This window comes from Mesorhizobium sp. WSM4846, assembly GCF_055811415.1.
On the sequence record NZ_JBVVPZ010000008.1, the window covers coordinates 79,257 to 101,661 of the forward strand.

Below are 22,405 nucleotides of genomic sequence, written 5' to 3' on the forward strand. Positions count from 1 at the left end.
CATGGTACTGAGAGCCGACGACCTGATCGACCGCCGCCGCTTGCGCCGCAAGCTGACATTCTGGCGCGTTGCAGCGCTTGTTGTCGCAGCAGCCGGGCTGATTGCCTTTTCGACTTGGATTTACGGCGATGACTTCACTGGCGCGGCGATCGACCATATCGCCAAGGTCAAGATCGAGGGCACCATCACCGAAGACGAAGACCTGATCAAGCAACTGGACGCCATCCGTCAATCCTCGAGGGTGAAAGCCGTAATCCTGTCGATCGATTCACCGGGCGGCACCACCGTCGGCGGCGAATCGATCTACGAGGCAGTGCGCAAGGTGGCCGCCGAGAAGCCGGTGGTGGCCCAGGTCGGCACGCTGGCCGCATCGGCGGGCTATATGATCGCCACCGCGACCGATCATATCGTCGCGCGCAAATCGTCGATTGTCGGCTCGATAGGCGTGCTGATCCAGTATCCGGACGTCAGCGGCCTTATGAACAAACTCGGCGTCAAGCTCGAGGAAGTGAAATCCTCGCCGTTGAAAGCTTCGCCATCGCCTTTCAAGCCGACCAATGACGACGAGCGCACCATGGTCCGCAAGCTCATCCTCGACAGCTACGACTGGTTCGTCGGCATCGTCGCCGAACGCCGCAAGATGACCAAACCGGAGGCGCTGGCGCTGGCCGACGGATCGATCTTCACCGGACGGCAGGCCGTTGCCAACAAATTGGTCGACGCGGTCGGCGGCGAGACCGAAGCGATCGACTGGCTCGCAACCAAGGGCATCGACGCCAAGCTCAAGGTGGTGGAGTGGAAGGACGCGGAAAGCGGTGGCTTCCTGTTCTCGAAGGCGATGGCGCGAACCATCGGCAGTGCGCTCGGCCTGCCTGACTATGGCGGCGACATCATTCACGAACTTGGTGCCGATCGCTTGTTTCTTGACGGTCTGGTTTCCGTCTGGCACCCTTGAGACGAGTGAAAAAGCAAATAAAATCATCCTCATAATTTGACCGCAGTGTTTTCACGGGGAGCCTTCTCATGATCAAATCCGAACTTGTGCAGATCATCGCCACACGCAACCCGCACCTTTTCCTGCGTGACGTCGAAAACATTGTCGGCGCGATTTTCGACGAGATCACCGACGCGCTTGCCGAAGGCAACCGGGTCGAACTGCGCGGTTTCGGCGCTTTCTCGGTGAAAAACCGCCCCGCCCGCACCGGCCGCAATCCGCGTACCGGGGAATCCGTCGAGGTCGAGGAGAAATGGGTGCCGTTCTTCAAGACCGGCAAGGAATTGCGTGAAAGGCTGAACAGCGGCAAATAAGCGCCGCGCGGGCTCATGCGCCATGCCAGCCTTTTCAGTAGGCCCGGCCTTTGGTAGAGCCCGCCTTCGACAGGAAATTCTATGTTCAATCGTTTCATGCTCATCGTGGTCTTCGTGCCGCTGGCCGTCATTCTGATTGCGTTGGCGGTCGCCAACCGCGATCCGGTTGCCTTCACCCTGGACCCATTCAACCCCGGCAATCCGGCGCTGACGATGACGCTGCCGCTTTTCATCTTCCTGTTCCTGGCCCTCGCCATCGGCATGATCGTCGGCAGCCTGGCGACCTGGATCAAGCAGGGCCGCTATCGCAAGCTGGCGCGTCAGCGCGGCGTCGAGGCCGAGAACTTGCGCCAGGCGGTCAGCCGGGCACCGGCCGCGCAACAAGGCCCCTCCTTGCCGAAACCGACGGGCTGAACCGGAACCGCCGCGCGTCCTTTTTGGACGCGCAAAAGACGCTCTACCAAATTTTTGAATGCGCATGGTCTTAGCGGAAAATCGCTTCTGATTTCGCGGTCATGCGTCAGGCGAATTTCTCTCGACGGAGTTTCCTATGCTGAGCATTTCGGCGGCCGAGGTCGATCAGGCGCTGACCTTTCCCGGCCTGGTCGAAACGCTACGCGCGGCTTTTCGCGATGGCGCGGTACAGCCGATCAGGCACCACCATACGGTCGAACGGCCCGACGGCGCGGCCTCGACCCTGCTCCTGATGCCGGCCTGGACCGACTTCAATGCGACCGGCTCGTCGGCAGGCGGCCATATCGGCGTCAAGATCGTCACCGTGTCGCCCGACAACAACGCCGTGGGGAAACCCGCGGTGATGGGGCTTTACCTCCTGCTCGACGGTGCGACCGGCGAGCCTGAAGCCATGATCGACGGCCAGCGGCTGACGCAGTGGCGCACGGCCTGCGCCTCGGCGCTGGCAGCCTCCTATCTAGCCCGCGAGGACGCTTCGCGGCTGCTGGTGGTCGGCGCCGGCGCGCTGTCGCCGTTCCTCGCCAGGGCGCATTGCGCGGTGCGGCCGATCACCGTCATCCGCATCTGGAACCGCACGCCGGCCAATGCAGAAAAGGTTGCGGCGGAATTGCGCGCCGAGGGCTTTGCGGCTACCGCCGCGAGCGATCTCGACGCCGAACTCGGCCAGGCCGACATCGTTTCGTCGGCGACGATCACGACCACGCCGCTGATCAGGGGCGCGCTGTTGAAGCCGGGGACCCATGTCGATCTGGTCGGCGGCTTCACGCCGGCCATGCGCGAAAGCGACGACGATGCGATTGCGCGCGCCCGCGTCTACGTCGACACCCAGGCCGGCGCCACCAAGGAAGCGGGCGACATCGTCCAGCCGCTGGCCTCGGGCGTGCTGAAGGCGCAAGCCATCGTCGCCGACCTGCATGAATTGGCGCGCGGCCAGAAGAAGGGCCGGCAGAGCCCCGGTGAGATCACGCTGTTCAAATCGGTCGGCGCAGCCCTCGAAGACCTCGCTACCGGCATTGCGGTGTACAAGGCGATGGGGAAGTTAGGGCAGTAGGGCAGTAGGGCAGTAGGGCAGTAGGGCAGTAGGGCAGTAGGGCAGTAGGGCAGTAGGGCAGTAGGGAGCCGTACCAATCGAGCGGGTTCGTGCAAGACATACTTTCCCTGTTCACTTACTGCCTTATCCCCTACTGCCCTACTGCCTTATTTCCTACTCCCTTCCGACGGGGAACGTCTCCGGCGTCACCCCGTTATTCGGGCGTTATGGAGATACGCGGGTTCCTGTTGTTCTGGTCCATCTTGGCCGCCGTTGTCGCGGCGCTCAGCCTTGGACCATCCTTCGCCCATGTCCTGGAATCAGCTCCTCGGCTGACGAAATGGTCGCCTTCTCTCTGGCGCGAGACGACTGTCTTCAACACCCAGTTCCAGCTGTTTGCCGTCATTGGCGCGCCACTGGACCTGGCCGCGATCGGCTGTCCGGGACTGCTCGCTTGGATGCTGCGCAATGACCGTCCAGCGTTCTGGTATGCGTTGGCCGCTGCCGTGATCTATGCGGTGTCTCTTGCGATGTGGTTTGCTCTCGTCAAGCCGGCGAACGATATTCTGGCCACCTGGGTGCCTGGGCCGATTCCGGAGAATTTCGAAGCGATCCGGCTGCGCTGGGAAACCGGCCATCTGATCGTCGCCGGCTTCAAGGCCGTCGGTTTCGTATCGCTGGTTGCCGCCCTGCTTTTCATCAAGCGCGGCTGACCGTTTCGGGAATGTCCAGCGACTGCGTTTATTGCGCCGGTGAATGTGCTGTGGCAGAAGCGGGCCACGTCGGCCCGGAGATGCTCTTCTTGAAACCTTTTCGCGACAAACGCCGCGACAGCCGCTCGCATCAGCTCGCAAAGGGCGGGGCGGAACCGCGCGGAACCGGCGCATCGGGCAACCGCACCGAGCCGATAGCCGCGCCGCGCGTCCTTTCCCGCCGCGACGGCGCCCTGCCCGCCGAACACCTGCCGTTGATCCTCGAAGTCGCGCCCAACGCCGACTACGCGTTGCTCGACAGCGGTGCCGGACAGAAGCTCGAGCAGTACGGCCCCTATCGCATCGTTCGGCCTGAAGGCCAGGCGATCTGGCAAAAAGCGTTGCCGGCCAAAGACTGGGACCGCGCCGACGCCATTTTCACCGGCGACACCGACGAGGAAGGCATCGGCCGCTGGCGTTTCCCCAGGACGCCGCTCGGCGAAACCTGGCCAATGAAGCATGACGGCATCGATTATCTCGGCCGCTTCACCTCGTTTCGCCATGTCGGCGTGTTCCCCGAGCAGGCCTCGCACTGGGATCACATGGCCGGGCTGATCGCGGCGGCGAAGCGGCCGGTCAAAGTGCTGAATCTGTTCGGCTATACCGGCCTTGCCTCGCTGGTGGCGGCGCGCGCCGGCGCCGAGGTCACCCATGTCGATGCTTCCAAGAAGGCGATCGGCTGGGCCAGGGAGAACCAGGAGATTGCGGGCCTGTCGCAAAAGCCGATCCGTTGGATCGTCGACGACGCCCTAAAATTCGCCGAGCGCGAGGAGCGCCGTGGCAGCCGTTACGACATCGTCCTGTTCGATCCGCCCGCCTATGGCCGTGGCCCCAGGGGCGAGGTCTGGCAATTGTTCGAGGATCTGCCTGCTCTGACCGACCTCTGCCGCTCGGTCCTGACGCCGAAGCCGCTCGCTGTCGTGCTGACCGCCTATTCGATCCGCGCTTCCTTCTTCGCCATCCATGCCTTGATGCGCGACACTTTTGCCGGCATGGGCGGCACGGTCGAATCCGGCGAACTGATTATCCGCGAGAAATCCGCCGGCCGGGCGCTGTCCACCTCGCTGTTTTCGCGCTGGGTGGCCTGAATGAGCGAGCGGCACGCCGGCGCGCCAGGGCAGGTGAAGGAAGTCACCAGCCTTGCCAATCCGTTGATCAAGGACATCAAGGCGCTCTCGCTGAAGAAATACCGCGACCAGCAGAACGCATTCATGGCCGAGGGGCTGAAGCTGGTCATCGACGCGCTCGACCTCGGGTGGTCGATCCGGACGCTGGTCTTCGCCAAAGCCGGACGCGGCAACGCGGCGGTCGAAAAGGTCGCGGCACGCACGGTTGCCGCCGGCGGCACCGTGCTCGAAGTTTCGGAAAAAGTGCTCGTCGCCATCACCCGCCGCGACAACCCGCAAATGGTGGTCGGCGTTTTTTCGCAAAAGTTCCTGCCGCTGAAGGACATCCGCGCTCAAGACGGCGATGTCTGGGTGGCGCTGGACCGCGTGCGCGATCCCGGCAATCTCGGTACCGTCATCCGCACCGTCGATGCCGTTGGCGCCAAGGGCATCATCCTGGTCGGCGAGACCACCGATCCTTTTTCCGTCGAGACCGTGCGCGCGACGATGGGCTCGATCTTCGCCGTGCCGGTCACCAAGGCGACGCCGGAGGCCTTCCTTGCGTGGCGAAAAAGCTTTCCTGGCCTTGTTGCCGGCACACATCTGAAGGGTGCGGTCGATTACCGTTCGGTCGACTTTTCCAAAGGCCCGGTGCTGCTGATGATGGGCAACGAACAGCAGGGCCTGCCCGAAAGCCTGGCCGAAAGCTGCGACAGATTGCTGCGGATTCCACAGTCCGGTCGGGCCGATTCGCTCAATCTCGCGGTGGCCACCGGCATCATGCTGTTCGAGATCCGGCGCGGCGCGCTGAAACTTGCCCCGGAGGGCGCCTGACCGTGACATCCCGAACGGTGAAATCCCCAACGACAAAATCCTGGTTGCCCTACGTCGTGCTGGTCGCCGCCGCGGTGACGCTCGACCAGTGGGTGAAATATCTGGTCGAGACCGGCCTCCCTTTTCAGGAAAAGGTCGATCTTGTCCCGTTCCTGGCATTGTATCGCACCTACAACACCGGCATCGCCTTCTCGATGTTTTCGTCCTTCGGTGACACGGGCCTGGTGGTCATCGCCGCTTTCGTCGTCGCTTTCGTGCTCTATCTCGCGGCCCGCACTCCGCCCAGCCACGTGCTTACCCGCATCGGCTTTGCGCTGATCGTCGGCGGCGCGCTCGGCAATCTGTTCGACCGCGTTACCTATGGTCACGTGATCGACTACATCCTGTTTCACACCCCAATATGGTCCTTCGCCATCTTCAACCTCGCCGACGCCTTCATCGCGGTCGGCGCGGTGGTGGTCGTCCTCGACGAACTCATTGGTTGGCGGCGTGAGGCCAAGCCCTCAAGCGATTGACCTGGCCTTCTGCCGCCATACAGTGCCCCATTCAAGAAGCCCGAGGAGAAGACATGCCCGAAACCTTCAAAGCCATCCTCGTTTCGCGCGACGCCGAGAAGAAGCAGTCGGTCGCGATCACCGACCTTACTGAAGCCGACCTAATGGAAGGCGATGTCACCGTCGCCGTCGAGGCGACGACGGTGAACTACAAGGACGGCCTCGCCATATCCGGCAAGGCGCCGGTGATCCGCCGCTGGCCGCTGGTGCCGGGCATTGATTTCGCCGGCACCGTCATCTCGTCCTCCCATGCCGACTGGCGCACGGGGGACAAGGTCATATTGAACGGCTGGGGCGTCGGCGAGACGCATTTTGGCGCCTATGCTGAGCGCGCCCGTGTCAAGGGCGACTGGCTGGTGCCGCTGCCCCAGGGCATGAGCCCGCATGATGCGATGGCGGTCGGCACGGCAGGTTACACCGCCATGCTTTGCGTTATCGCGCTGGAACGGCACGGCATCGTGCCGGAACGCGGCCCCGTCGTGGTGACGGGCGCGGCCGGCGGCGTCGGCTCGGTCGCGGTTTCGATTCTGTCCAGCCTCGGCTATCACGTCGTCGCCTCGACCGGCCGCAGCGCTGAAAGTTCCTACCTGACCGACCTGGGTGCTTCGGAGGTGATTTCACGCGACGAGCTTGCCCAGCCGGCAAAGCCGCTCGCCAAGGAACGCTGGGCCGGCGGCGTCGACGCGGTCGGCAGTCACACCCTGGCCAATGTCCTTTCGATGACCTCCTATGGCGGCGCCGTCGCCGCCTGCGGCCTGGCCGGCGGCATGGATCTGCCGACGAGCGTCGCCCCGTTCATCCTGCGCGGCGTTTGTCTGCTCGGCATCGATTCGGTGATGGCGCCAAAAACGGTCCGCATGGAGGCGTGGCGCCGCATCGGCACGGACCTCGACCTCCAGAAGCTCGCCAACCTGTCCACGACCATTGGCTTCGATGGCATCATCGACGCCGCGCACGATATCGTCGAGGGCAAGGTCCGCGGTCGCGTGGTGGTGGACATGTGAGCTCTTCCTTCTCCGATTTTTAAATGCATGTCGAGCAAAAGCATGCCCGCGGGCCTGACCCAGGGTGTGCAGCGGTGAAGCGCCTCGCATGAGGCCGGCCAAACGCGACGCGCTTCAGGAGCGGAGAGGAAAAAACCGCGCGACCGCTAAAATTCGAACGAACCGCGGTAATTTTCCATAATCTCTGTCTGGCAAGGGTTTCCGCATGGTCACGGAATCCGGCATCAGAGAAACAGAGAGCGCCGAAAACGTCGACGGGATCGGCCCGGAGACGCCAAGCCGGCAGCATATCGCGGCGCCGCCACTGGCGCCTGAATTGCCCGCCGCCAATCGCGAAGGCCTGCCGTTCCTGATGCTCGTCGCCATCGTCGTGCTGGCGGGCCTGTCGCATCTGACCGGCGCGCCGATCTTCATCACCGTCGGGCTTTTGTCGACTGGCATGGCAGGCCTTGCCGTGCATCTGCGTGCCAGGCGCACGGCGCGCCGCACGGTTGCGCTGCTTGGCGAGACCGCAGCGCGCAGCCGCGCCGAGGTTGAGAGCCTGGCCGACCGCGTGTGGGAGATGCAGGAGAGCGAGGAACGCTTTCGCGGGCTGATCGACGCGCTTGGCGATCTCGTCGTCCATCGCGACCGTGACGCCCACATCGTCTATGCCAACAAGGTTTTCGCCGAGCTTGTCGGAGCCGACCAGCGCGACCTTGCCGGCAAGGCCCTGGCCGACCTCGGCATCGACGTCGGCATAGTTCCCGATGCCGCTTTTTTCGACCATGAATGCCTGAGCTCCACCGACGTCGCCATTAGAACACCGAGCGGCCCGCGCTGGTTCTCATGGATCGAACTGTCCGTGCGCGACAAGGAGAGCGGCGCTGTCTCGCATCGCGCCATCGCCCGCGACATTACCGCCCGCAAGCACGCCGAAACGTCGCTGATCACCGCCCGCGAGCGAGCCGAATATGCAAGCCAGGCCAAATCGCGCTTCCTCGCCACCGTCAGCCACGAGATCCGCACGCCGATGAACGGCATCATGGGCATGGCCAAGCTGCTGGCGGACACCGGGCTCTCGCCGCAACAACGGACCTATGTCGGCGCCATCTCGACCTCGGCCAGCGCGCTGCTGGCGCTGATCGAGGACCTGCTCGACTATTCCAAGATCGAGGCCGGCCGCTTCGATCCCGAACCGCAGCCAATGTCGGTGCGCGAGATCGCCGACAACATCGTAGAACTCCTGGCGGCGCGTGCCTTCGCCAAGAACATCGGCCTTGGCTGCCATGTCGAACCCGACGTGCCGCAGATGATATCAGCCGATCCTGGAAGGGTCAGGCAGGTGCTGCTCAACCTCATCGGCAACGCCATCAAGTTCACCGACAGCGGCGGCGTGTTGGTGAGCATCGCTCGTGCCCGCACCGAAACCACCGACCGCATATGCTTCACCGTCACCGACACCGGTCCCGGCCTGCACGAGGACGACCTGGAGCGCATCTTCGAGGAATTCGAACAGGCTGACGGCACGTCGACCCGCGCGCATGGCGGCGCCGGGCTCGGTCTTGCCATCTCCAGGCGCCTGGTGATCGCCATGGGCGGCACGATCTCGGTGTCGAGCCAGCTCGGCCAGGGTTCGGAATTCGTCTTCGAAATCCCTGCAATATCGGCCACCGAGCCGCCGCAGAGCCGCCGGGATGCGCTGTTAGGGCGGCGCGCCGTGATCCTGTCGAAGAACACCATCGAGGCCGACGCCATCGCCCGCACCATCCGCGCCAATGGCGGCAAGGTCGATCTGGCCACCACCGCCGCCCAGGCAGCGTCCTTCGCCGAAGGCTGCGACGCGCTTTTGGTCGATGCGGCCATGGAGGAAGGCGACGGCAGGTTGCTCAAGCGCCTTCGCCAGAGCGGCTTTGCCGATTGCGAGGCGATCACACTGATCGCGCCAACCGACCGCGGCATGCTGGGCGAGTTCCGCGCCAGCGGCTACGCCACCTTTCTGGCAAGGCCGGTGCGTGGCGAAACGTTGCTTCGCGTGCTTTTGACCAGCAGCGTGCCTGCCCTCACCCAGCCGCAGCCGGAAAAGCGCGGCGCACCAACCGCCCGCGCCATTGGCGGCCGGCGGCGGGGCCTGTCCGTGCTGATCGCCGAGGATAACGACATCAACGCCATGCTTGCCCGTGCCACGCTGCTAAAGGCCGGGCATCGCGTGAAACTGGTCGGCAACGGCAAGGCCGCCGTCGAGGCCATCACCGGCACCGACCACAAGTACCGCTTCGACGTGGTGCTGATGGACCTGCACATGCCTGTCATGGACGGGCTGGACGCGATCGCCGCCATCCGCCGGCACGAGGAGGAAACCGCCGTGTCGCCGGTTCCGATCATGGTGCTGTCGGCGGACAGTCAGGAAACGACCCGCCACGCAGTGCTCGCCCATGGCGCCAGCGGCTTCGTCACCAAGCCGCTCGACCCCGACGCGCTTGTCCATGCGGTCGAGGGTCACGTGGCCGCTTGATCCGCCGGCTGTCCTTGCCTGGCTTACCTGCAGAACATAGCCGGTTGAAGGGTTGCCCAGCCGACGAAGTATTGCCGGCAGGGCCGTATCACGGTACTGTCACAATCCTGTTGCACCTACGCCGTATCCCCGTGCCAAGAGGGATGGCTCGAAGGAGAATCACTCGTGCATACAGTTATGCCGGAATGTGACGCTCGGCCGAACGCCAGGGGTGCTTTGCTCACCGGGCGCAACGTCGATGCTGTCATAAAAGGCGAAGCGCTTGGCCGTATCGGCAACCTCGAAGTGCGGCTCGCACGCAACGAGGCCGAGATCGCCGCCGCGCAGGAAGTGCGCTACCGGGTGTTCTATGACGAGCTCGGCGCCAGGAAAACCCTGTTTCAGGTGCAGGACCGCCGCGACGCCGACCATTTTGATCCGCTCTGTGATCATCTGCTCGTCTTCGACACCTCGCTGTCCGGTCCCGAGCATCGCCGCATTGTCGGCACCTACCGCCTGTTGCGGCAGGAGATCGCGGCAGCGGCCGGCGGCTTCTATTCCGAGGGCGAGTTTGAGCTGACCAATCTTATCGCCCGCCATCCCGGCCAGCGTTTCCTCGAGCTCGGCCGCTCCTGCGTCTTGCCGGAATACCGCTCGAAGCGCACCATCGAGGCGCTCTGGCAAGGTATCTGGGCCTATATCAACCATTATGGGATCGGCGTGATGACCGGTTGCGCCTCGTTCCCCGGCACCGTGCCGGCGGCACACGCCGAAGCGCTGACCTATCTCGCCCATCACTGCCGGACGAATTCGGCCTGGGACGTGCGCGCCGTCGCCGGCCGCTACTGTTCCATGGATTTGATGCCGATCGAGGCGGTCAACGCCAAGGCCGCGATCGCGGCGATGCCACCGCTGGTCAAGGGCTATCTGCGCGTCGGCGCGCGCATCGGCGACGGCTGCGTCATCGACCGCGAATTCTCGACGGTCGACGTGTTCGTGGTGATGCCGGTCAAGGAGATCGGCGCCCGCTACGTCAGCTATTATGGCGGGGAAGCCCAGCGCTTCGCCGCATGAGATTCCAATGAGTAGCGAATAGGGAGTAGCGAGTAGCGAGTAGCGGGAGTTCCGCCAATTCGCTGCGGATCGTTGTCCCTATTCGCTACCCACTATTGCTACTCCTTCTCATTCACGGAATATCTTCCGGCCGCCGACCAGGCCTGCTCTTGTAGGACGGAAAAGCCCAGCCGAATTTGAGCGCGCCGCAACGCACGCAGAAAGCAGCCATGAAGCCTGCCAGGCCCGAGGCGAGCGGGGGCAGCCCGGCGAAATCGCCAAGCGTGTAGAGAGCGGCGCCCGCAAGTGCTGCGGTAACGTAGATCTCCGGTCTCAACAGCACTGAAGGCTCCCCGGTCAACAGATCGCGAAGAATGCCGCCAAGGGTGGCGGTGAGCATGCCGGTAACGATCGAAACCGCCGGCGAGCCGGTGATCGCCAGCCCCTTGGCCGCGCCCATCACCGAAAAGGCGGCAAGGCCGATGGCGTCGAGCCAGAGCAGCAATTTGTAGCGGGATTCGACACGGTGTGCGCTGAAGAAGACCAAGACCGCCACCGCCGCACAGATCAGCACGTAGTCGCGGTTTCCGACCCAGAACACCGGCACGTTGAGGATAACGTCGCGAAACGTGCCGCCACCGATGCCGGCGACGCTCGCCAGGAACAGGTAACCGATAATGTCGAGCTGCTTGCGCGAGGCGGCCAGCGCACCGGTCGCCGCGAAGACGGCGACACCGGCATAGTCGAGAAGCTCAATCGGGTTCATGGGGAATTGCTTGGCTGAGGACTATGGCAAGCGCTGCACGGCAAAAGTGACGGCGGACTGATTGATCGTCCCCCGAAATCGGATAGATTTCGAAGGACGATCACACCTCAAGTTTTGATGGCGGTTGCTACCGAATGGGGCACTACTCCTTATTCAGGCATCCTTCTCAGCTTGCTCATTCACCGGCCCTGGCTCGACCGGCGCTTCACCAGCTACATGCTTGGGACCGCCCTTGGCAACGCCGACCATGGCCGGCCGCAGCACCCGCTCGCCGATCGAATAGCCTGGCTGCACGACCTGGACCACCGTGTTGGCCGGCACCTCCGGATTGGGCACCTCGAACATCGCCTGGTGGAAATTCGGGTCGAATTTCTCGCCTTCCGGCTCGAGCTTCTTCACTCCGTGCCGCTCGAGCGCCGATAGCATGGCGCGCTCGGTAAGCTCGACGCCCTCGATCAGTGACTTCAAACCGGCATCACCCGACTCCTTGGACTCAGCCGGGATCGCATCCAGCGCGCGGCGCAGATTGTCGGATACCGACAGCATGTCACGGGCGAAATTGGCAACCGCATAGGCACGTGCATCGTGCACGTCACGGGCGGTACGGCGGCGCAGATTCTCCATCTCGGCTGCGACGCGGAGCGCGCGGTCCTTCAACTCGTCGTTTTCCTTCAGCAGCCGCACAAGCGCTTCATAGTCGCCGTCGGCGCTGCCTTCCGTGCGTTCGGTGGCAGCCCCGGTCGTCTCGGCTTCATCGGGCGCGCGTTCGTCTTTTGCCTGGTCGCTCATCGCCATTTCCCGTCATTTCGAATGATGTGGATTTTGTGCCCGATATCGAGGTTTGGCGGCCAAAAATCAAGGGGGCAAGCGATACTGGAGCGGCCGCTCACGCTTTGACAACGCATCATGAAGACCTTTCGATATTAATTCAAATTTTACTGTAACCGCCAGCTTTGCTTGCCAAGATGCTGCGATGGGGGAACCATTCGTCTGCTGGAAGAGTTTCGAACCCGACACAGGATTTTGAGATGGCGACCCGCAACGACGACGACCGTAAGATTGTCGCCCGCAACAATGACGAAAGACGTGAAAGGCTGGCGGCCGGCATCAGGCGCCAGTTCGGCACGGAGGCAACGATGCACTTTCTGCGCGCGTTGCCGGCGTTCCGGACGGAGAACGACATTCCCGATCGTTTCAAGGAGTTGCTTGACCGCCTGGACGGCATCGAAAGCAGCGTAGCCGCCGGTGGCAGCCGGCGATAGACAACACACACGTCTGTCGCTGCGCGCCATTGGCATGCCTTTTGCTGCAGCTTGCGCGTCGCGCGACAATTACCCGCAGTAACTTTGCGTGATGCCTGGCTTGCGGCGACGAAATGGTCCGTCTATGCTTCCTGATGAACATGATTTCCCCCGAAGCTGTAGCGAACAGCAAGCGTGCCTGGTTGAAGATCCTGGCGCGCTACAAGAAACCTGACAGGCGGCGCAGCGCCGTCGAACTTGCCATCACTCTCATCCCCTTTGCCACGCTGTGGGCACTGTCCTCGGCTGCCTATGCCTATGGCCATTGGTGGGGTCTGATCCTCATCCTTCCGGCCGCCGGCTTTCTGGTGCGAATCTTCATGATCCAGCACGATTGCGGCCACGGTTCCTTCTTCGCCAACCGCACCGCCGACGACTGGATCGGCCGCGGCCTGGGCATCCTGACTTTGACGCCTTACGATTGCTGGCGACGTGCCCACGCAACCCATCATGCCAGCGCCGGCAATCTCGATGAGCGCGGCACGGGCGACATCAAGACGCTGACTGTCGCGGAATATCGGCAAATGTCCTGGCGGGGCCGCCTTGCCTATCGCCTCTACCGCCATCCGCTCGTCATGTTCGGCCTCGGCCCCATTTGGCTTTTCATCTTTGAACAGAGACTGCCGGTCGGCATGATGCGAGGCGGCCTCACACCCTGGGTGTCGTCGATGGCCACCAACGCGGCCATCGCGGTCGCCGCCGCCGCCCTTGTCTGGTTCGTCGGTCTCGAAGCGTTCCTGGTCGTCCATTTGCCGATCGTGGTTCTCGCCGGTTCTGCCGGCATCTGGCTGTTCTATGTCCAGCACCAGTTCGAAGAGACAGAGTGGGCAAAGGACTCCGAATGGGAGTTCCAGCATGCGGCCCTGCACGGCTCGTCCTATTACGACCTGCCGCCGGTACTGAACTGGTTCACCGGCAATATCGGCGTCCATCACGTGCACCACCTCTCCGCCAAGGTGCCGTGCTATCGTCTGCAGGAGGTCCTGAGGGACTATCCGGAACTGCGCGAAATTGGCCGCGTCACGCTTCTCGACAGCCTGCGCTGCGTCAAGCTGGCGCTGTGGGATGAGAGCCGCAGCAAGCTGGTGTCGTTTCGCGAAGCGCGGATGACTGCATAAAGCACATCCCAAAAACGAACGCGCGGCGTTATAAAGCCGCCGCACCACAGGTGCGGCGGCTTTTATAACGTGTGGCTCAAGCCGCCTGGCGTTCGTCGCGCATCAGGATCTCGCCGTGGCGAATCTCGGTGCCGAGCACTTTCAGGCATTCGCGCATGAAGGCGGCCAGCCCCGGCCAGCCCTTGGCCGACACCAGATTGCCGTCGACATGGGCGCCGGTCGGCGCGACATCGATGTAGGTGCCGCCGGCGAGCGTGACTTCCGGCTCGCAATACTGCAGCGCCGCGACCTCCCTGCCACGCAGCACGCCGTCGACCGCCATCAGGATCTGGGCGCCGTGGCAGATGGTGAAGATCGGCTTGCCGGTCTCGTGGAAATGCCGCACCAGCGCCTGCACGCGCTTGTCGATACGGATATATTCCGGCCCGCGCCCGCCTGCCGCATAGACGGCATCGTATTCAGCCGGATTGACCTCGGAAAACGTCTTGTTGAGGATATAGTCGTGGCCAAGCTTTTCCGTATAGGTCTGATGACCCTCGAAGTCGTGCAGCGACGTCTTCAGGATATCGCCCGCCTTCTTGTCGGGACACACGACATGGACCGTGTGGCCGACCGCATGCATGGCCTGTTCAAAGACGAAAATCTCGTATTCCTCGCTGAACTCGCCAACGAGCATCAATATCTTCTTACCAGCCATTCCCGGTTCCTCCCTTGGTGGCGAATTTATTTCGGATCGCGAAATAATAGGCCTTATCTTAAGGTGCGGATGCCGAAAATAAAAGATTGAATCGGCAAAGTGGTCCGACCAGATGCGACCTGCTCCGTCGGGAAGATCAGCCGGCGCGCACCCGCCGCCAGGAATATCTGGGGCCTTTGGCCTCCGGCTTCACGGTCGGCTGGTAGGAGAGCGGCAGACCGCCGGTGCGGCCTTCCTCGAGCCGTTTCAGCAACACTGGATTTGCTACTTCGAACTCGTCGAAGCCGAGGCGCAGCATATGCGGAAGCTGGTCGACCAGAACCTGTCCGGTGGCGCGGACCGCGCCCTCGAAACGATAGCGGCTTCGCAGCAGTTCGCCCTTGGAGAAGGAGCGGCCGTCACTGAAAGCCGGGAAGGCCAGCGCCACCAGCGATATCTGGTCGAGCAGGTCCGCGATCTTTTCGAGCTGATCGCCGGGCTGAAGCAGTACGCCGAGGCGCTCCTTCGCCGACCGGCGCACCGCCGGATCGAGGTCGAGAAACGCCTGCAGCGGCAGGATGAAGCGGCCATTGCCCGACAGTGCGTCGGCGCTCTCGGCATGGCTCCACTCGTCCTCGCTAAAACCTGTCGGGGTCCAGAGGCGGGTGGCGTTTTCCGCTATCGATTCACTCATCGAGAAATTCCCAAGTCCACAAAATTCTAAAGTTCAAAACGCTCGAGGGTGTGTTGAGATTCAGGTAAGGCCGAGCCGAGAATGGTGGCTTCCGAGAACCGGAGCGGAGCGTACTTTGGGTACGTGCCGCCATTCGCAGGCCAGCCTCACCTGAATTATCGACATACCCTAAAGCGATGCGTCGGTCAGCGACTTCTCCAGCCCCGACAAATGGATGCCGCACTCGGTCTTGGCGTGCCCCACCCAGCGGCCGCTGCGTGCATCCTCGCCCGGCTGCACCGGCTGCGTGCACGGGAAGCAGCCTATCGAGAGATAGCCATAGGCGACCAGCGGATTCTCACGCAGCGCATGCGCGCGCATATAGTTAGCCTGGTCTGATGTCGTCCAATGCGCCAGCGGATTGATGCGAATGCGCGAGCCGACCGCCTCGAACACCGGCAGAGATGCCCGCGTGGTCCCCTGAAAACGCTTGCGGCCGGTGAACCAGGCGCGGAACGGCTCGACGCCGCGCGCCAGCGGCTCGACCTTGCGGACCTCGCAGCAGGCGTCGGTGTCGGTTTCGTTCAGATTACCGGCCGGATCGATCCGTTCGAGCGCCGCTTCTTCGGGCGTGATCACCCTGATATCGGTCAGCCCGAAATCGGCAACCAGCGCGTCGCGATAGCCGAGCGTCTCCTCGAAGTGCTTGCCGGTGTCGAGGAAGATGACCGGCAGCGTCCGGTCGATCTTGGCGATCATGTGCAGAAGCACTGCAGAATCCGCCCCGAACGACGAAACTGCGGCGATTTCACCGTGAAAGAATTCCCGGGCCGACCGCTCGATGATCTCCAGCGGCTTCAGATGACCATAGAGCGCATCGAGCCCCGCCGCTTCGGCGGCGATGCCGGCCTCGACGTCGACGATACGATCAAGCGGCCTTGGCTTCGCCAGCATAGAGCGCCTCCTTGAACGGCGCGGGACCGACACGGCGGTAGGCGTCGATGAATTTTTCGTTTCTGTCGAGCCGGAGGCCGAGATAGGTCTCGACGATCTGCTCGATGGCATCGGTGATCTCTGCCGAGCTGAAGCCGCGGCCGATGATCTCGCCGACCGAGGTGTTCTCGTCGGCCGAGCCGCCGAGCGTGACCTGGTAGAGTTCGGCGCCCTTCTTCTCGACGCCGAGGATGCCGATGTGGCCGACATGGTGATGGCCGCAGGCATTGATGCAGCCGGAAATCTTCAGCTTCAATTCGCCGATCTCGCGCTGACGCTCGAGCGAAGCGAAACGACGCGAGATTTCCTGCGCCACCGGAATCGAGCGCGCCGTGGCCAGCGCGCAATAGTCGAGGCCCGGGCACGAGATGATGTCTGATATCAGGTTGGAATTGGCGGTCGCCAGTCCGATGTCGACCAGCGCGTCATAGACCGCCTTGAGGTCGGCCCGCGCGACATGCGGCAGGATCAGGTTCTGCTCATGGCTGACGCGCAGCTCGTCGAAAGCATATTTTTCGGCAAGGTCGGCGACCGCTTCCATCTGGCTGTCGGAGGCATCGCCCGGCGCTTCGCCAATGCCCTTGAGCGAGATGGTCACGGCGGCATAATCGGGGTGACGGTGGGTCACCACGTTCTGGTCGAGCCATTCCGGAAAGCCCTTCGAATCGAGGCGGGCGAGCTTGACGGCCTCGTCGCCTTCCGGCCGTTCGACCAGCGCCGGCGGCGCGAAATAGGCATCGATGGCGCGGATGTCGGCTTCCGGCAGTTTTAGATCCGCATCCTTCAGTTCCAGCCATTCGGCCTCGACCTGGCGGGTGATCTCCTCGACGCCGGTCTCGTGGACGAGGATCTTGATGCGCGCCTTGTATTTGTTGTCGCGGCGGCCGTAGAGGTTGTAAACGCGCAGGATCGCGGTGCAATAGGACAGAAGGTCGGCCTCGGGCAGGAAGTCGCGGATCTTCTTGGCGATCATCGGCGTACGGCCCTGGCCGCCGCCGACATAGACGGCGAAACCGAGTTCGCCGGCAGCGTTCTTCTTCAAATGCAGGCCGATGTCATGCGTCTGGATGGCGGCGCGGTCGCGCTCCGCGCCGGTCACCGCGATCTTGAATTTTCTCGGCAGGAACGAGAATTCCGGATGCACCGACGACCATTGGCGCAGGATTTCCGCATAGGGACGCGGATCGGCCACCTCGTCGGCGGCGGCACCGGCAAAGTGGTCGGCGGTGACGTTGCGGATGCAGTTGCCGCTGGTCTGGATGGCGTGCATCTCGACGATCGCCAGATCGGCCAGGATCGCCGGAATGTCCGACAGCGCCGGCCAGTTGAACTGGATGTTCTGGCGCGTCGTGAAATGGCCGTAGCCCTTGTCGTATTTGCGGGCGATGTGGCCAAGCATGCGCAACTGCTTGCTGTTCAGCGTGCCGTAAGGCACCGCGATGCGCAGCATGTAGGCGTGCAACTGCAGGTAGACGCCATTCATCAGCCGCAGCGGCCGGAACTGATCCTCGGTGATCTCGCCGGCAAGCCGCCGCGCGACCTGATCGCTGAACTCGGCGACGCGGGCCTGGACGAAATCGTGATCGAACTCATCGTAACGGTACATGTCTGGTCTTTCCGGGCGCGTCCGCCCGTTGTCTTCAATGTGGTCGTTTACGCCGCCCGGGCGGCTACCGGGCGGGCCTGCTTGCCCAGGTCGTTGCGGTTGGTCGGGCCGGCGGCGCGGATCTTTTCGCGCAGCCGGACCGGCTCGACGACACCATTGGCGACGGTCACGTCGATCAGATTGACGTCGACCACTTCATTATTGGCAGAGGCCGTGGCGCCGATCGCCTCCAGCCGGTCTTCAGCCGCCTTGTCATAGGCGACATCGGCATTGTCGATGGTCTCGGCCCAGCCGCCATTGGCGTACCAGACGGCTTCGCCGTCGGCGAGGCGGTTTGCAGTCAGGACTTTCATCGTTCAGCTCCTTCGGCGGCTGTTTGGGCCGCGCCTTCATGCCTGTGTGCCGCCAGCGGCTCGGAACGTTCAAAATTGGCGCCGGCAACCGCATCGCCGATGATGGTCATGACCGGACCGGTAAGGTCGGCGCGGGTCTCCAGCGACGGCAGGTCGGCGAGCGTGCCGTGGAAACGGCGGCGGTTGGCAAGGCTGGCATTCTCGACCACGGCGACCGCCGTATCCGGCGACAGGCCGGCCTCGATCAGCCGGCCGGCAACCTCGGCGGCGACCGAGCGGCCCATATAGACGGCGACCGTGGCGCCGGAAATGGCGAGCTTGGCCCAATCGGGCAGCGAATTTCCCTTGAGGTCGTGGCCGGTGGTGAACACCATCGACGACGACACGCCGCGCAGCGTCAGCGGCAGCTCGAAATCGGCGGCGGCGGCGAAGGCCGCGGTGACGCCCGGAACCACCTCATAGGCGATGCCGGCATCGCGCAGCGCTGCCATTTCCTCGCCCGCCCGGCCGAACACCAGCGGATCGCCGGATTTCAGCCGCACGACGCGCTTGCCGTCGCGGCCGAGCTCGATCAGCAGCGCATTGATCTCGGCCTGGCTCTTGGTGTGGCAGCCCTTGCGTTTGCCTACCGGCAGACGCTCGGCGTCGCGACGGCCCATGGCGACGATCGCCTCCGGCACCAGCGCATCATGGACGATGACATCGGCTTCCATCAGCAGCCGGTGGGCGCGCAGCGTCAGCAGGTCTTCGGCGCCGGGACCCGCGCCTACCAGGGCAATGTGACCCGATGCCGGCGCGTTCGAAAGCAACAGGTCGACGGCGGCACCGTGCGCCTGCGAAAGCTGGCCAGCCTCCATGGCGCGGGCCGGCGCGCCGCCGAAAAACTCGCTCCAGAAGCGGCGGCGGGCATTGCCTTTCGGCAGCAATCTCTCAACAGTGCCGCGCAACGAGGCAGCAAGCGAAGCAAGCGGCCCGAGCGACGGCGACAGCATGCGGTCGATGCGGCTGCGCAGCATCTGGGCAAGCACCGGTCCGGCCCCTTCCGTGCCGATGGCAATGGCGACCGGCGCGCGGTTGACCAGCGCCGGGGTGAAGAAATCGCACAGCTCCGGCCGGTCGACGGCATTGACCGGAATGCCCAGCCGGCGCGCATCCTCGGCAACGCGGCGGTCAAGCGCCTCGTTGCCGCTGGCAGCAAACACCATCACCGCGCCTTCGAGATGCGCGGCCTCATAGGCGGCAGCGATGTGGACGGCGCCATTCGCGGCGATGAAGGCCAGCAAATCATGCTCGGGGGCATCGGCTATGATGCGCAAGACGGCGCGCGACTGGCCGATCAGCCGCGCCTTGGCCAGAGCCTCCTCGCCGCCGCCGACGATGGCCACGGCTTCGCCAGCGACCCGCATAAAGACGGGAAAGGCGTTGAGCTTGGCGGGGGCCTGCGGCATAGCGAGCGGAATCCTGAATACGCTGTCGGTTTTACGCGCGGGCGCGAAAAAGCAGAAGGAACGCACTCGCGCATCGCTTCGTGTGAAGCAATCGCTTTTCCGCAAGCACCAGAGGCAGGAGAAAAAAATTCCACACCCAAGAGTGGAGCGGATCCAAGCCGCTGTTGCGAGCCTTGATCTGCGGCCGTTCTAGCGACAAGCGAGATATATTACAAAACACTTTTTTCTAAATTCTACCAATCTAGTAGATTAAAGCCGACATGCTCTGAGCACCGTCATCCCCGCTGGTTGGCTTGCTCGCCGTGCTTGTCGTCACCGGAACATTCCTGCCTCAGCGCGCGTTTGCTCCTCTGCGAATCCGAGCCTGGCTGTCCAGCTGCGGCAATGGCTCCAGAGACGGGCCTGGAAAACCATGAAAAACAGAAAAAGGAGCGCTCCGGTGAACAACCTCAAGCTGAAACGCGGACTGTGGGTCGTGGTCGCCGACGGCGAGAAGGCACTGTTCCTTGAGAACCGCGGCGACACCCAATATCCCGACCTTCAGGTCGTGCAGGAGATGGAACAGGAAAATCCGGCGACGCGAGAGCAAGGTTCGGACCGCCCTGGCCGCTACAGCGACGGCCCATCCGCCCACCGCAGCGCAGTCGAGGACACTGACTGGCATCGCCTCGGCAAGGAGCGTTTCGCCGACGAAGTTGCCGAGCGCCTATACAAGCTCGCGCATCGCGGCGCCTTCAAGGAGATGGTGCTGATCGCACCGCCGCAGGTACTGGGTGACATGCGTCGAAAACTGCACAAGGAAGTTGCCGAGAAAATCACAGCGGAAATTCCCAAGACGCTGACCAACCACACCATCGTCGACATCGAAAACCTGCTGCAGGCCGCCTGATCGGGCATCAGGCGCGCAGGCCATCTCTTTTTAGCAGCAACCATTGCCAGCCCGAGGCGACCCGCCTTCTGCCACCCTTGTCGTCGATCCATGGCATTTTTGCGGGTTGCCTCGCGGCCATCCGGGCCGCCATATTGCAAGGCGGCTGCTTCGGGCGGTGCATATCCGACATCGTAATTTTGAAAGGCGCTTCATAGACAATGCCGCATGACACGCCGCTTATCGCCACCATCGTCGCCGGTTTGGGGCTGGCTTTCGTCTTCGGCGCAATTGCCAATCGCTTCCGCATCCCGCCGCTGGTCGGTTACCTCGTCGCCGGCGTCCTGGTCGGGCCGAACACGCCGGGCTTCGTCGCCGATACCGGCCTCGCCAATGAACTGGCCGAAATCGGCGTGATCCTGTTGATGTTCGGCGTCGGCCTGCATTTCTCGCTGAAGGACTTGTTGTCGGTCCGCGCCATCGCTGTGCCCGGCGCCATCGTGCAGATCGGCTTCGCGACGGCGCTCGGCGCCGGCCTTGCCTGGATGCTGGGCTGGTCGATGGGCGCGGGGCTGGTGTTCGGGCTGGCGCTTTCCGTCGCCTCGACCGTTGTGCTGCTGCGTGCCTTGCAGGAGCGGCGGCTGATCGAGACCGAGCGCGGCCGCATCGCCGTCGGCTGGCTGATTGTCGAGGATCTGGCCATGGTGCTGGCGCTGGTATTGGTGCCGGCGCTGGCCGGCGTACTGGGCGGTCAGGAGCCTGTGGAGGCCCACAGCAGCGGCCTGCTGTCGCTGCCGGCGAGCTACGGCGTTTGGAGTGTCGTCGGCATCACGCTGGCCAAGGTCGCGGCCTTTGTCGTTGTCATGCTGGTGGTCGGCCGCCGGGTCATCCCCTGGGTCCTGCACTACGTCGCCCATACCGGGTCGCGTGAATTGTTCCGGCTGGCGGTCCTGGCCATCGCGCTCGGGGTCGCTTTCGGCGCGGCCAAGCTATTCGGCGTCTCGCTGGCGCTGGGCGCATTCTTTGCCGGCATGATCATGAGCGAATCCGAACTCAGCCATCGGGCGGCCGAGGAATCGCTGCCGCTCCGCGACGCCTTTTCCGTGCTGTTCTTCGTTTCGGTCGGCATGCTGTTCGACCCGTTCAGCCTGGTCAGCAATGGCTGGCCGATCTTGGCTACGCTGGCCATCATCGTCATCGGCAAATCGCTGGCGGCCTTCGTCATCGTCGTCGCCTTCCGTTATCCGATCGCGACCGCCCTGATGATTTCGGCAAGCCTGGCCCAGATCGGCGAATTCTCCTTCATTCTGGCCGAGCTCGGCGTCGGGCTGAAGCTGCTGCCCGAACAAGGACGCGACCTCATCCTCGCCGGTGCCATCCTGTCGATCGTCCTCAACCCGCTGATGTTCCTTGCCGTCGACTGGATGAAACCATGGCTGGAGAGGCGCGCCGGCAAGGCGGCGTCGCTCGACGAGGCAAAGCCGATCGGCCCCGCCACGGAGCCAGGCCAGTTGGCTTCGGTTGCGGCACCGGTGAAAGAGGACGGTCCGCCGCCCAGGACAGCGCTTACGGGCCATTCCATCCTAGTCGGCTATGGCCGCGTCGGCAGCCTCGTCGGCGCGTCATTGAAGGAGGCCGCCCTACCCTTCCTCGTCATCGAGGATGCCAACAAGACGCTGGCGACGCTCAGGGACGACGGCATCGAAACCGTGTCCGGCAATGCCGCGAGCAGCAAGGTATTCTCCGCAGCCAATCCGGAGGGCGCGAGCCGGCTGATCCTCGCCATCCCCAACGCCTTCGAGGCGGGACAGATCGTGCTGCGCGCCCGCGCCGCCAACCCGAAGATCAACGTCATCGCCCGCGCCCACTCCGATGCCGAGGTCGAGCATCTCAAGGGGCTCGGAGCCGACACGGTCATCATGGGCGAGCGCGAGATCGCCCGTGGGATCGTGGAAGAGGTTTTGGCAGCATCGAAAGCGCCTTCAGCAGCCTAAGCCGGCGCCGCCCCTCACCCT

23 protein-coding genes are annotated in these 22,405 nt (G+C 63.5%); 15 read left to right on the plus strand and 8 right to left on the minus strand.

The annotated features are described in order from the left end of the window. Position 1 precedes the first annotated feature (1 nt). The 11 genes from sppA (at position 2) to olsB (ending at position 10,609) form a co-directional block, all read left to right on the plus strand. Positions 2-955: a signal peptide peptidase SppA gene (gene sppA / locus AC0L15_RS09975; RefSeq protein ID WP_287245954.1), complete on the plus strand. Its 954-nt coding sequence runs from the start codon at positions 2-4 to the stop codon at positions 953-955. A 68-nt stretch (positions 956-1,023) separates the two neighbouring features. Beyond that, entirely contained in the window at positions 1,024-1,308 is a 285-nt protein-coding gene (locus AC0L15_RS09980) for an integration host factor subunit beta (RefSeq protein ID WP_023797441.1), read from the plus strand. Between the two features lie 81 nt (positions 1,309-1,389). Next, positions 1,390-1,722 carry a LapA family protein gene (locus tag AC0L15_RS09985; RefSeq protein ID WP_027153064.1) on the plus strand — a complete coding sequence of 111 codons (333 nt, stop codon included), beginning with the start codon at positions 1,390-1,392 and terminating at the stop codon, positions 1,720-1,722. 136 nt (positions 1,723-1,858) lie between these two features. Further along, positions 1,859-2,833, plus strand: a complete 975-nt coding sequence (gene lhpI, locus AC0L15_RS09990; protein WP_287245952.1) for a bifunctional Delta(1)-pyrroline-2-carboxylate/Delta(1)-piperideine-2-carboxylate reductase — start codon at positions 1,859-1,861, stop codon at positions 2,831-2,833. A gap of 206 nt (positions 2,834-3,039) precedes the next feature. Continuing rightward, positions 3,040-3,525, plus strand: a complete 486-nt coding sequence (locus AC0L15_RS09995; protein ID WP_287245950.1) for a DUF1772 domain-containing protein — start codon at positions 3,040-3,042, stop codon at positions 3,523-3,525. Positions 3,526-3,614: 89 nt separating this feature from the next. Beyond that, positions 3,615-4,652, plus strand: coding sequence for an RsmD family RNA methyltransferase (locus AC0L15_RS10000; RefSeq protein ID WP_128171078.1), 1,038 nt, complete (start codon positions 3,615-3,617; stop codon positions 4,650-4,652). Then, positions 4,653-5,504, plus strand: coding sequence for a TrmH family RNA methyltransferase (locus tag AC0L15_RS10005; protein ID WP_287245949.1), 852 nt, complete (start codon positions 4,653-4,655; stop codon positions 5,502-5,504). 2 nt (positions 5,505-5,506) lie between these two features. Further along, a complete protein-coding gene (lspA, locus tag AC0L15_RS10010; RefSeq protein ID WP_287245947.1) occupies positions 5,507-6,019 on the plus strand; it encodes a signal peptidase II in 513 nt (170 codons plus the stop codon). Positions 6,020-6,072: 53 nt separating this feature from the next. Continuing rightward, complete coding sequence (gene acuI / locus AC0L15_RS10015; protein WP_027153069.1) at positions 6,073-7,062, plus strand: acrylyl-CoA reductase (NADPH); 990 nt, start codon at positions 6,073-6,075, stop codon at positions 7,060-7,062. Positions 7,063-7,267: 205 nt separating this feature from the next. After that, positions 7,268-9,556, plus strand: coding sequence for an ATP-binding protein (locus AC0L15_RS10020; protein WP_287245946.1), 2,289 nt, complete (start codon positions 7,268-7,270; stop codon positions 9,554-9,556). Between the two features lie 177 nt (positions 9,557-9,733). Further along, positions 9,734-10,609, plus strand: a complete 876-nt coding sequence (gene olsB, locus AC0L15_RS10025; protein ID WP_167366477.1) for a l-ornithine N(alpha)-acyltransferase — start codon at positions 9,734-9,736, stop codon at positions 10,607-10,609. A 112-nt stretch (positions 10,610-10,721) separates the two neighbouring features. Here olsB and AC0L15_RS10030 read toward each other — a convergent pair whose 3' ends face one another. Both AC0L15_RS10030 and grpE read right to left on the minus strand, forming a co-directional pair. Further along, complete coding sequence (locus tag AC0L15_RS10030) at positions 10,722-11,354, minus strand: trimeric intracellular cation channel family protein (RefSeq protein ID WP_287245945.1); 633 nt, start codon at positions 11,352-11,354, stop codon at positions 10,722-10,724. Between the two features lie 153 nt (positions 11,355-11,507). Then, positions 11,508-12,143 (minus strand): nucleotide exchange factor GrpE, encoded by a 636-nt coding sequence (gene grpE, locus AC0L15_RS10035; RefSeq protein WP_287064740.1) that lies wholly within the window; start codon positions 12,141-12,143, stop codon positions 11,508-11,510. Positions 12,144-12,382: 239 nt separating this feature from the next. On the opposite strand from grpE, the gene AC0L15_RS10040 reads away from it, so the two are divergent. Next, entirely contained in the window at positions 12,383-12,616 is a 234-nt protein-coding gene (locus AC0L15_RS10040; RefSeq protein ID WP_287064741.1) for a hypothetical protein, read from the plus strand. A gap of 134 nt (positions 12,617-12,750) precedes the next feature. Then, the gene (locus AC0L15_RS10045) at positions 12,751-13,773 is read left to right on the plus strand and encodes a fatty acid desaturase (protein ID WP_077381075.1); all 1,023 of its coding nucleotides are present in this window, start codon (positions 12,751-12,753) and stop codon (positions 13,771-13,773) included. Between the two features lie 76 nt (positions 13,774-13,849). Here AC0L15_RS10045 and AC0L15_RS10050 read toward each other — a convergent pair whose 3' ends face one another. From AC0L15_RS10050 to cysG, 6 genes are all read right to left on the minus strand, one after another. Continuing rightward, a complete protein-coding gene (locus tag AC0L15_RS10050; protein WP_027153074.1) occupies positions 13,850-14,470 on the minus strand; it encodes a DJ-1/PfpI family protein in 621 nt (206 codons plus the stop codon). A gap of 136 nt (positions 14,471-14,606) precedes the next feature. Next, on the minus strand, positions 14,607-15,143 hold the full coding sequence (locus tag AC0L15_RS10055) for a DUF934 domain-containing protein (protein ID WP_287245943.1): 537 nt from the start codon (positions 15,141-15,143) through the stop codon (positions 14,607-14,609). 168 nt (positions 15,144-15,311) lie between these two features. After that, the gene (locus AC0L15_RS10060) at positions 15,312-16,076 is read right to left on the minus strand and encodes a phosphoadenylyl-sulfate reductase (RefSeq protein WP_287245941.1); all 765 of its coding nucleotides are present in this window, start codon (positions 16,074-16,076) and stop codon (positions 15,312-15,314) included. Then, a complete protein-coding gene (locus tag AC0L15_RS10065) occupies positions 16,051-17,721 on the minus strand; it encodes a nitrite/sulfite reductase (RefSeq protein WP_287245939.1) in 1,671 nt (556 codons plus the stop codon). Before AC0L15_RS10065 ends, AC0L15_RS10060 begins: the two co-directional genes overlap by 26 nt. A gap of 47 nt (positions 17,722-17,768) precedes the next feature. Next, positions 17,769-18,074, minus strand: coding sequence for a DUF2849 domain-containing protein (locus AC0L15_RS10070; RefSeq protein WP_023797424.1), 306 nt, complete (start codon positions 18,072-18,074; stop codon positions 17,769-17,771). Further along, on the minus strand, positions 18,071-19,522 hold the full coding sequence (gene cysG, locus AC0L15_RS10075; protein ID WP_473496288.1) for a siroheme synthase CysG: 1,452 nt from the start codon (positions 19,520-19,522) through the stop codon (positions 18,071-18,073). The genes AC0L15_RS10070 and cysG overlap by 4 nt, the downstream gene beginning before the upstream one ends. Before the next feature lie 439 nt (positions 19,523-19,961). Here cysG and AC0L15_RS10080 point away from each other — a divergent pair, with 439 nt between their 5' ends. Next, positions 19,962-20,411, plus strand: a complete 450-nt coding sequence (locus tag AC0L15_RS10080) for a host attachment family protein (RefSeq protein ID WP_287064746.1) — start codon at positions 19,962-19,964, stop codon at positions 20,409-20,411. A gap of 200 nt (positions 20,412-20,611) precedes the next feature. Continuing rightward, positions 20,612-22,384 carry a YbaL family putative K(+) efflux transporter gene (ybaL, locus tag AC0L15_RS10085; RefSeq protein WP_473496289.1) on the plus strand — a complete coding sequence of 591 codons (1,773 nt, stop codon included), beginning with the start codon at positions 20,612-20,614 and terminating at the stop codon, positions 22,382-22,384. Positions 22,385-22,405: the final 21 nt, after the last annotated feature.

Bases quoted from the DNA above. Each gene is read 5' to 3' on its own strand.
- sppA (WP_287245954.1), top strand. From the start codon at position 2: ATGGTACTGAGAGCCGACGACCTGATCGACCGCCGCCGCTTGCGCCGC.
- AC0L15_RS09980 (WP_023797441.1), top strand. From the start codon at position 1,024: ATGATCAAATCCGAACTTGTGCAGATCATCGCCACACGCAACCCGCAC.
- AC0L15_RS09985 (WP_027153064.1), top strand. From the start codon at position 1,390: ATGTTCAATCGTTTCATGCTCATCGTGGTCTTCGTGCCGCTGGCCGTC.
- lhpI (WP_287245952.1), top strand. From the start codon at position 1,859: ATGCTGAGCATTTCGGCGGCCGAGGTCGATCAGGCGCTGACCTTTCCC.
- AC0L15_RS09995 (WP_287245950.1), top strand. From the start codon at position 3,040: ATGGAGATACGCGGGTTCCTGTTGTTCTGGTCCATCTTGGCCGCCGTT.
- AC0L15_RS10005 (WP_287245949.1), top strand. From the start codon at position 4,653: ATGAGCGAGCGGCACGCCGGCGCGCCAGGGCAGGTGAAGGAAGTCACC.
- acuI (WP_027153069.1), top strand. From the start codon at position 6,073: ATGCCCGAAACCTTCAAAGCCATCCTCGTTTCGCGCGACGCCGAGAAG.
- AC0L15_RS10020 (WP_287245946.1), top strand. From the start codon at position 7,268: ATGGTCACGGAATCCGGCATCAGAGAAACAGAGAGCGCCGAAAACGTC.
- olsB (WP_167366477.1), top strand. From the start codon at position 9,734: ATGCCGGAATGTGACGCTCGGCCGAACGCCAGGGGTGCTTTGCTCACC.
- AC0L15_RS10030 (WP_287245945.1), bottom strand. From the start codon at position 11,354: ATGAACCCGATTGAGCTTCTCGACTATGCCGGTGTCGCCGTCTTCGCG.
- grpE (WP_287064740.1), bottom strand. From the start codon at position 12,143: ATGAGCGACCAGGCAAAAGACGAACGCGCGCCCGATGAAGCCGAGACG.
- AC0L15_RS10040 (WP_287064741.1), top strand. From the start codon at position 12,383: ATGGCGACCCGCAACGACGACGACCGTAAGATTGTCGCCCGCAACAAT.
- AC0L15_RS10045 (WP_077381075.1), top strand. From the start codon at position 12,751: ATGAACATGATTTCCCCCGAAGCTGTAGCGAACAGCAAGCGTGCCTGG.
- AC0L15_RS10050 (WP_027153074.1), bottom strand. From the start codon at position 14,470: ATGGCTGGTAAGAAGATATTGATGCTCGTTGGCGAGTTCAGCGAGGAA.
- AC0L15_RS10055 (WP_287245943.1), bottom strand. From the start codon at position 15,143: ATGAGTGAATCGATAGCGGAAAACGCCACCCGCCTCTGGACCCCGACA.
- AC0L15_RS10060 (WP_287245941.1), bottom strand. From the start codon at position 16,076: ATGCTGGCGAAGCCAAGGCCGCTTGATCGTATCGTCGACGTCGAGGCC.
- AC0L15_RS10065 (WP_287245939.1), bottom strand. From the start codon at position 17,721: ATGTACCGTTACGATGAGTTCGATCACGATTTCGTCCAGGCCCGCGTC.
- AC0L15_RS10070 (WP_023797424.1), bottom strand. From the start codon at position 18,074: ATGAAAGTCCTGACTGCAAACCGCCTCGCCGACGGCGAAGCCGTCTGG.
- cysG (WP_473496288.1), bottom strand. From the start codon at position 19,522: ATGCCGCAGGCCCCCGCCAAGCTCAACGCCTTTCCCGTCTTTATGCGG.
- ybaL (WP_473496289.1), top strand. From the start codon at position 20,612: ATGCCGCATGACACGCCGCTTATCGCCACCATCGTCGCCGGTTTGGGG.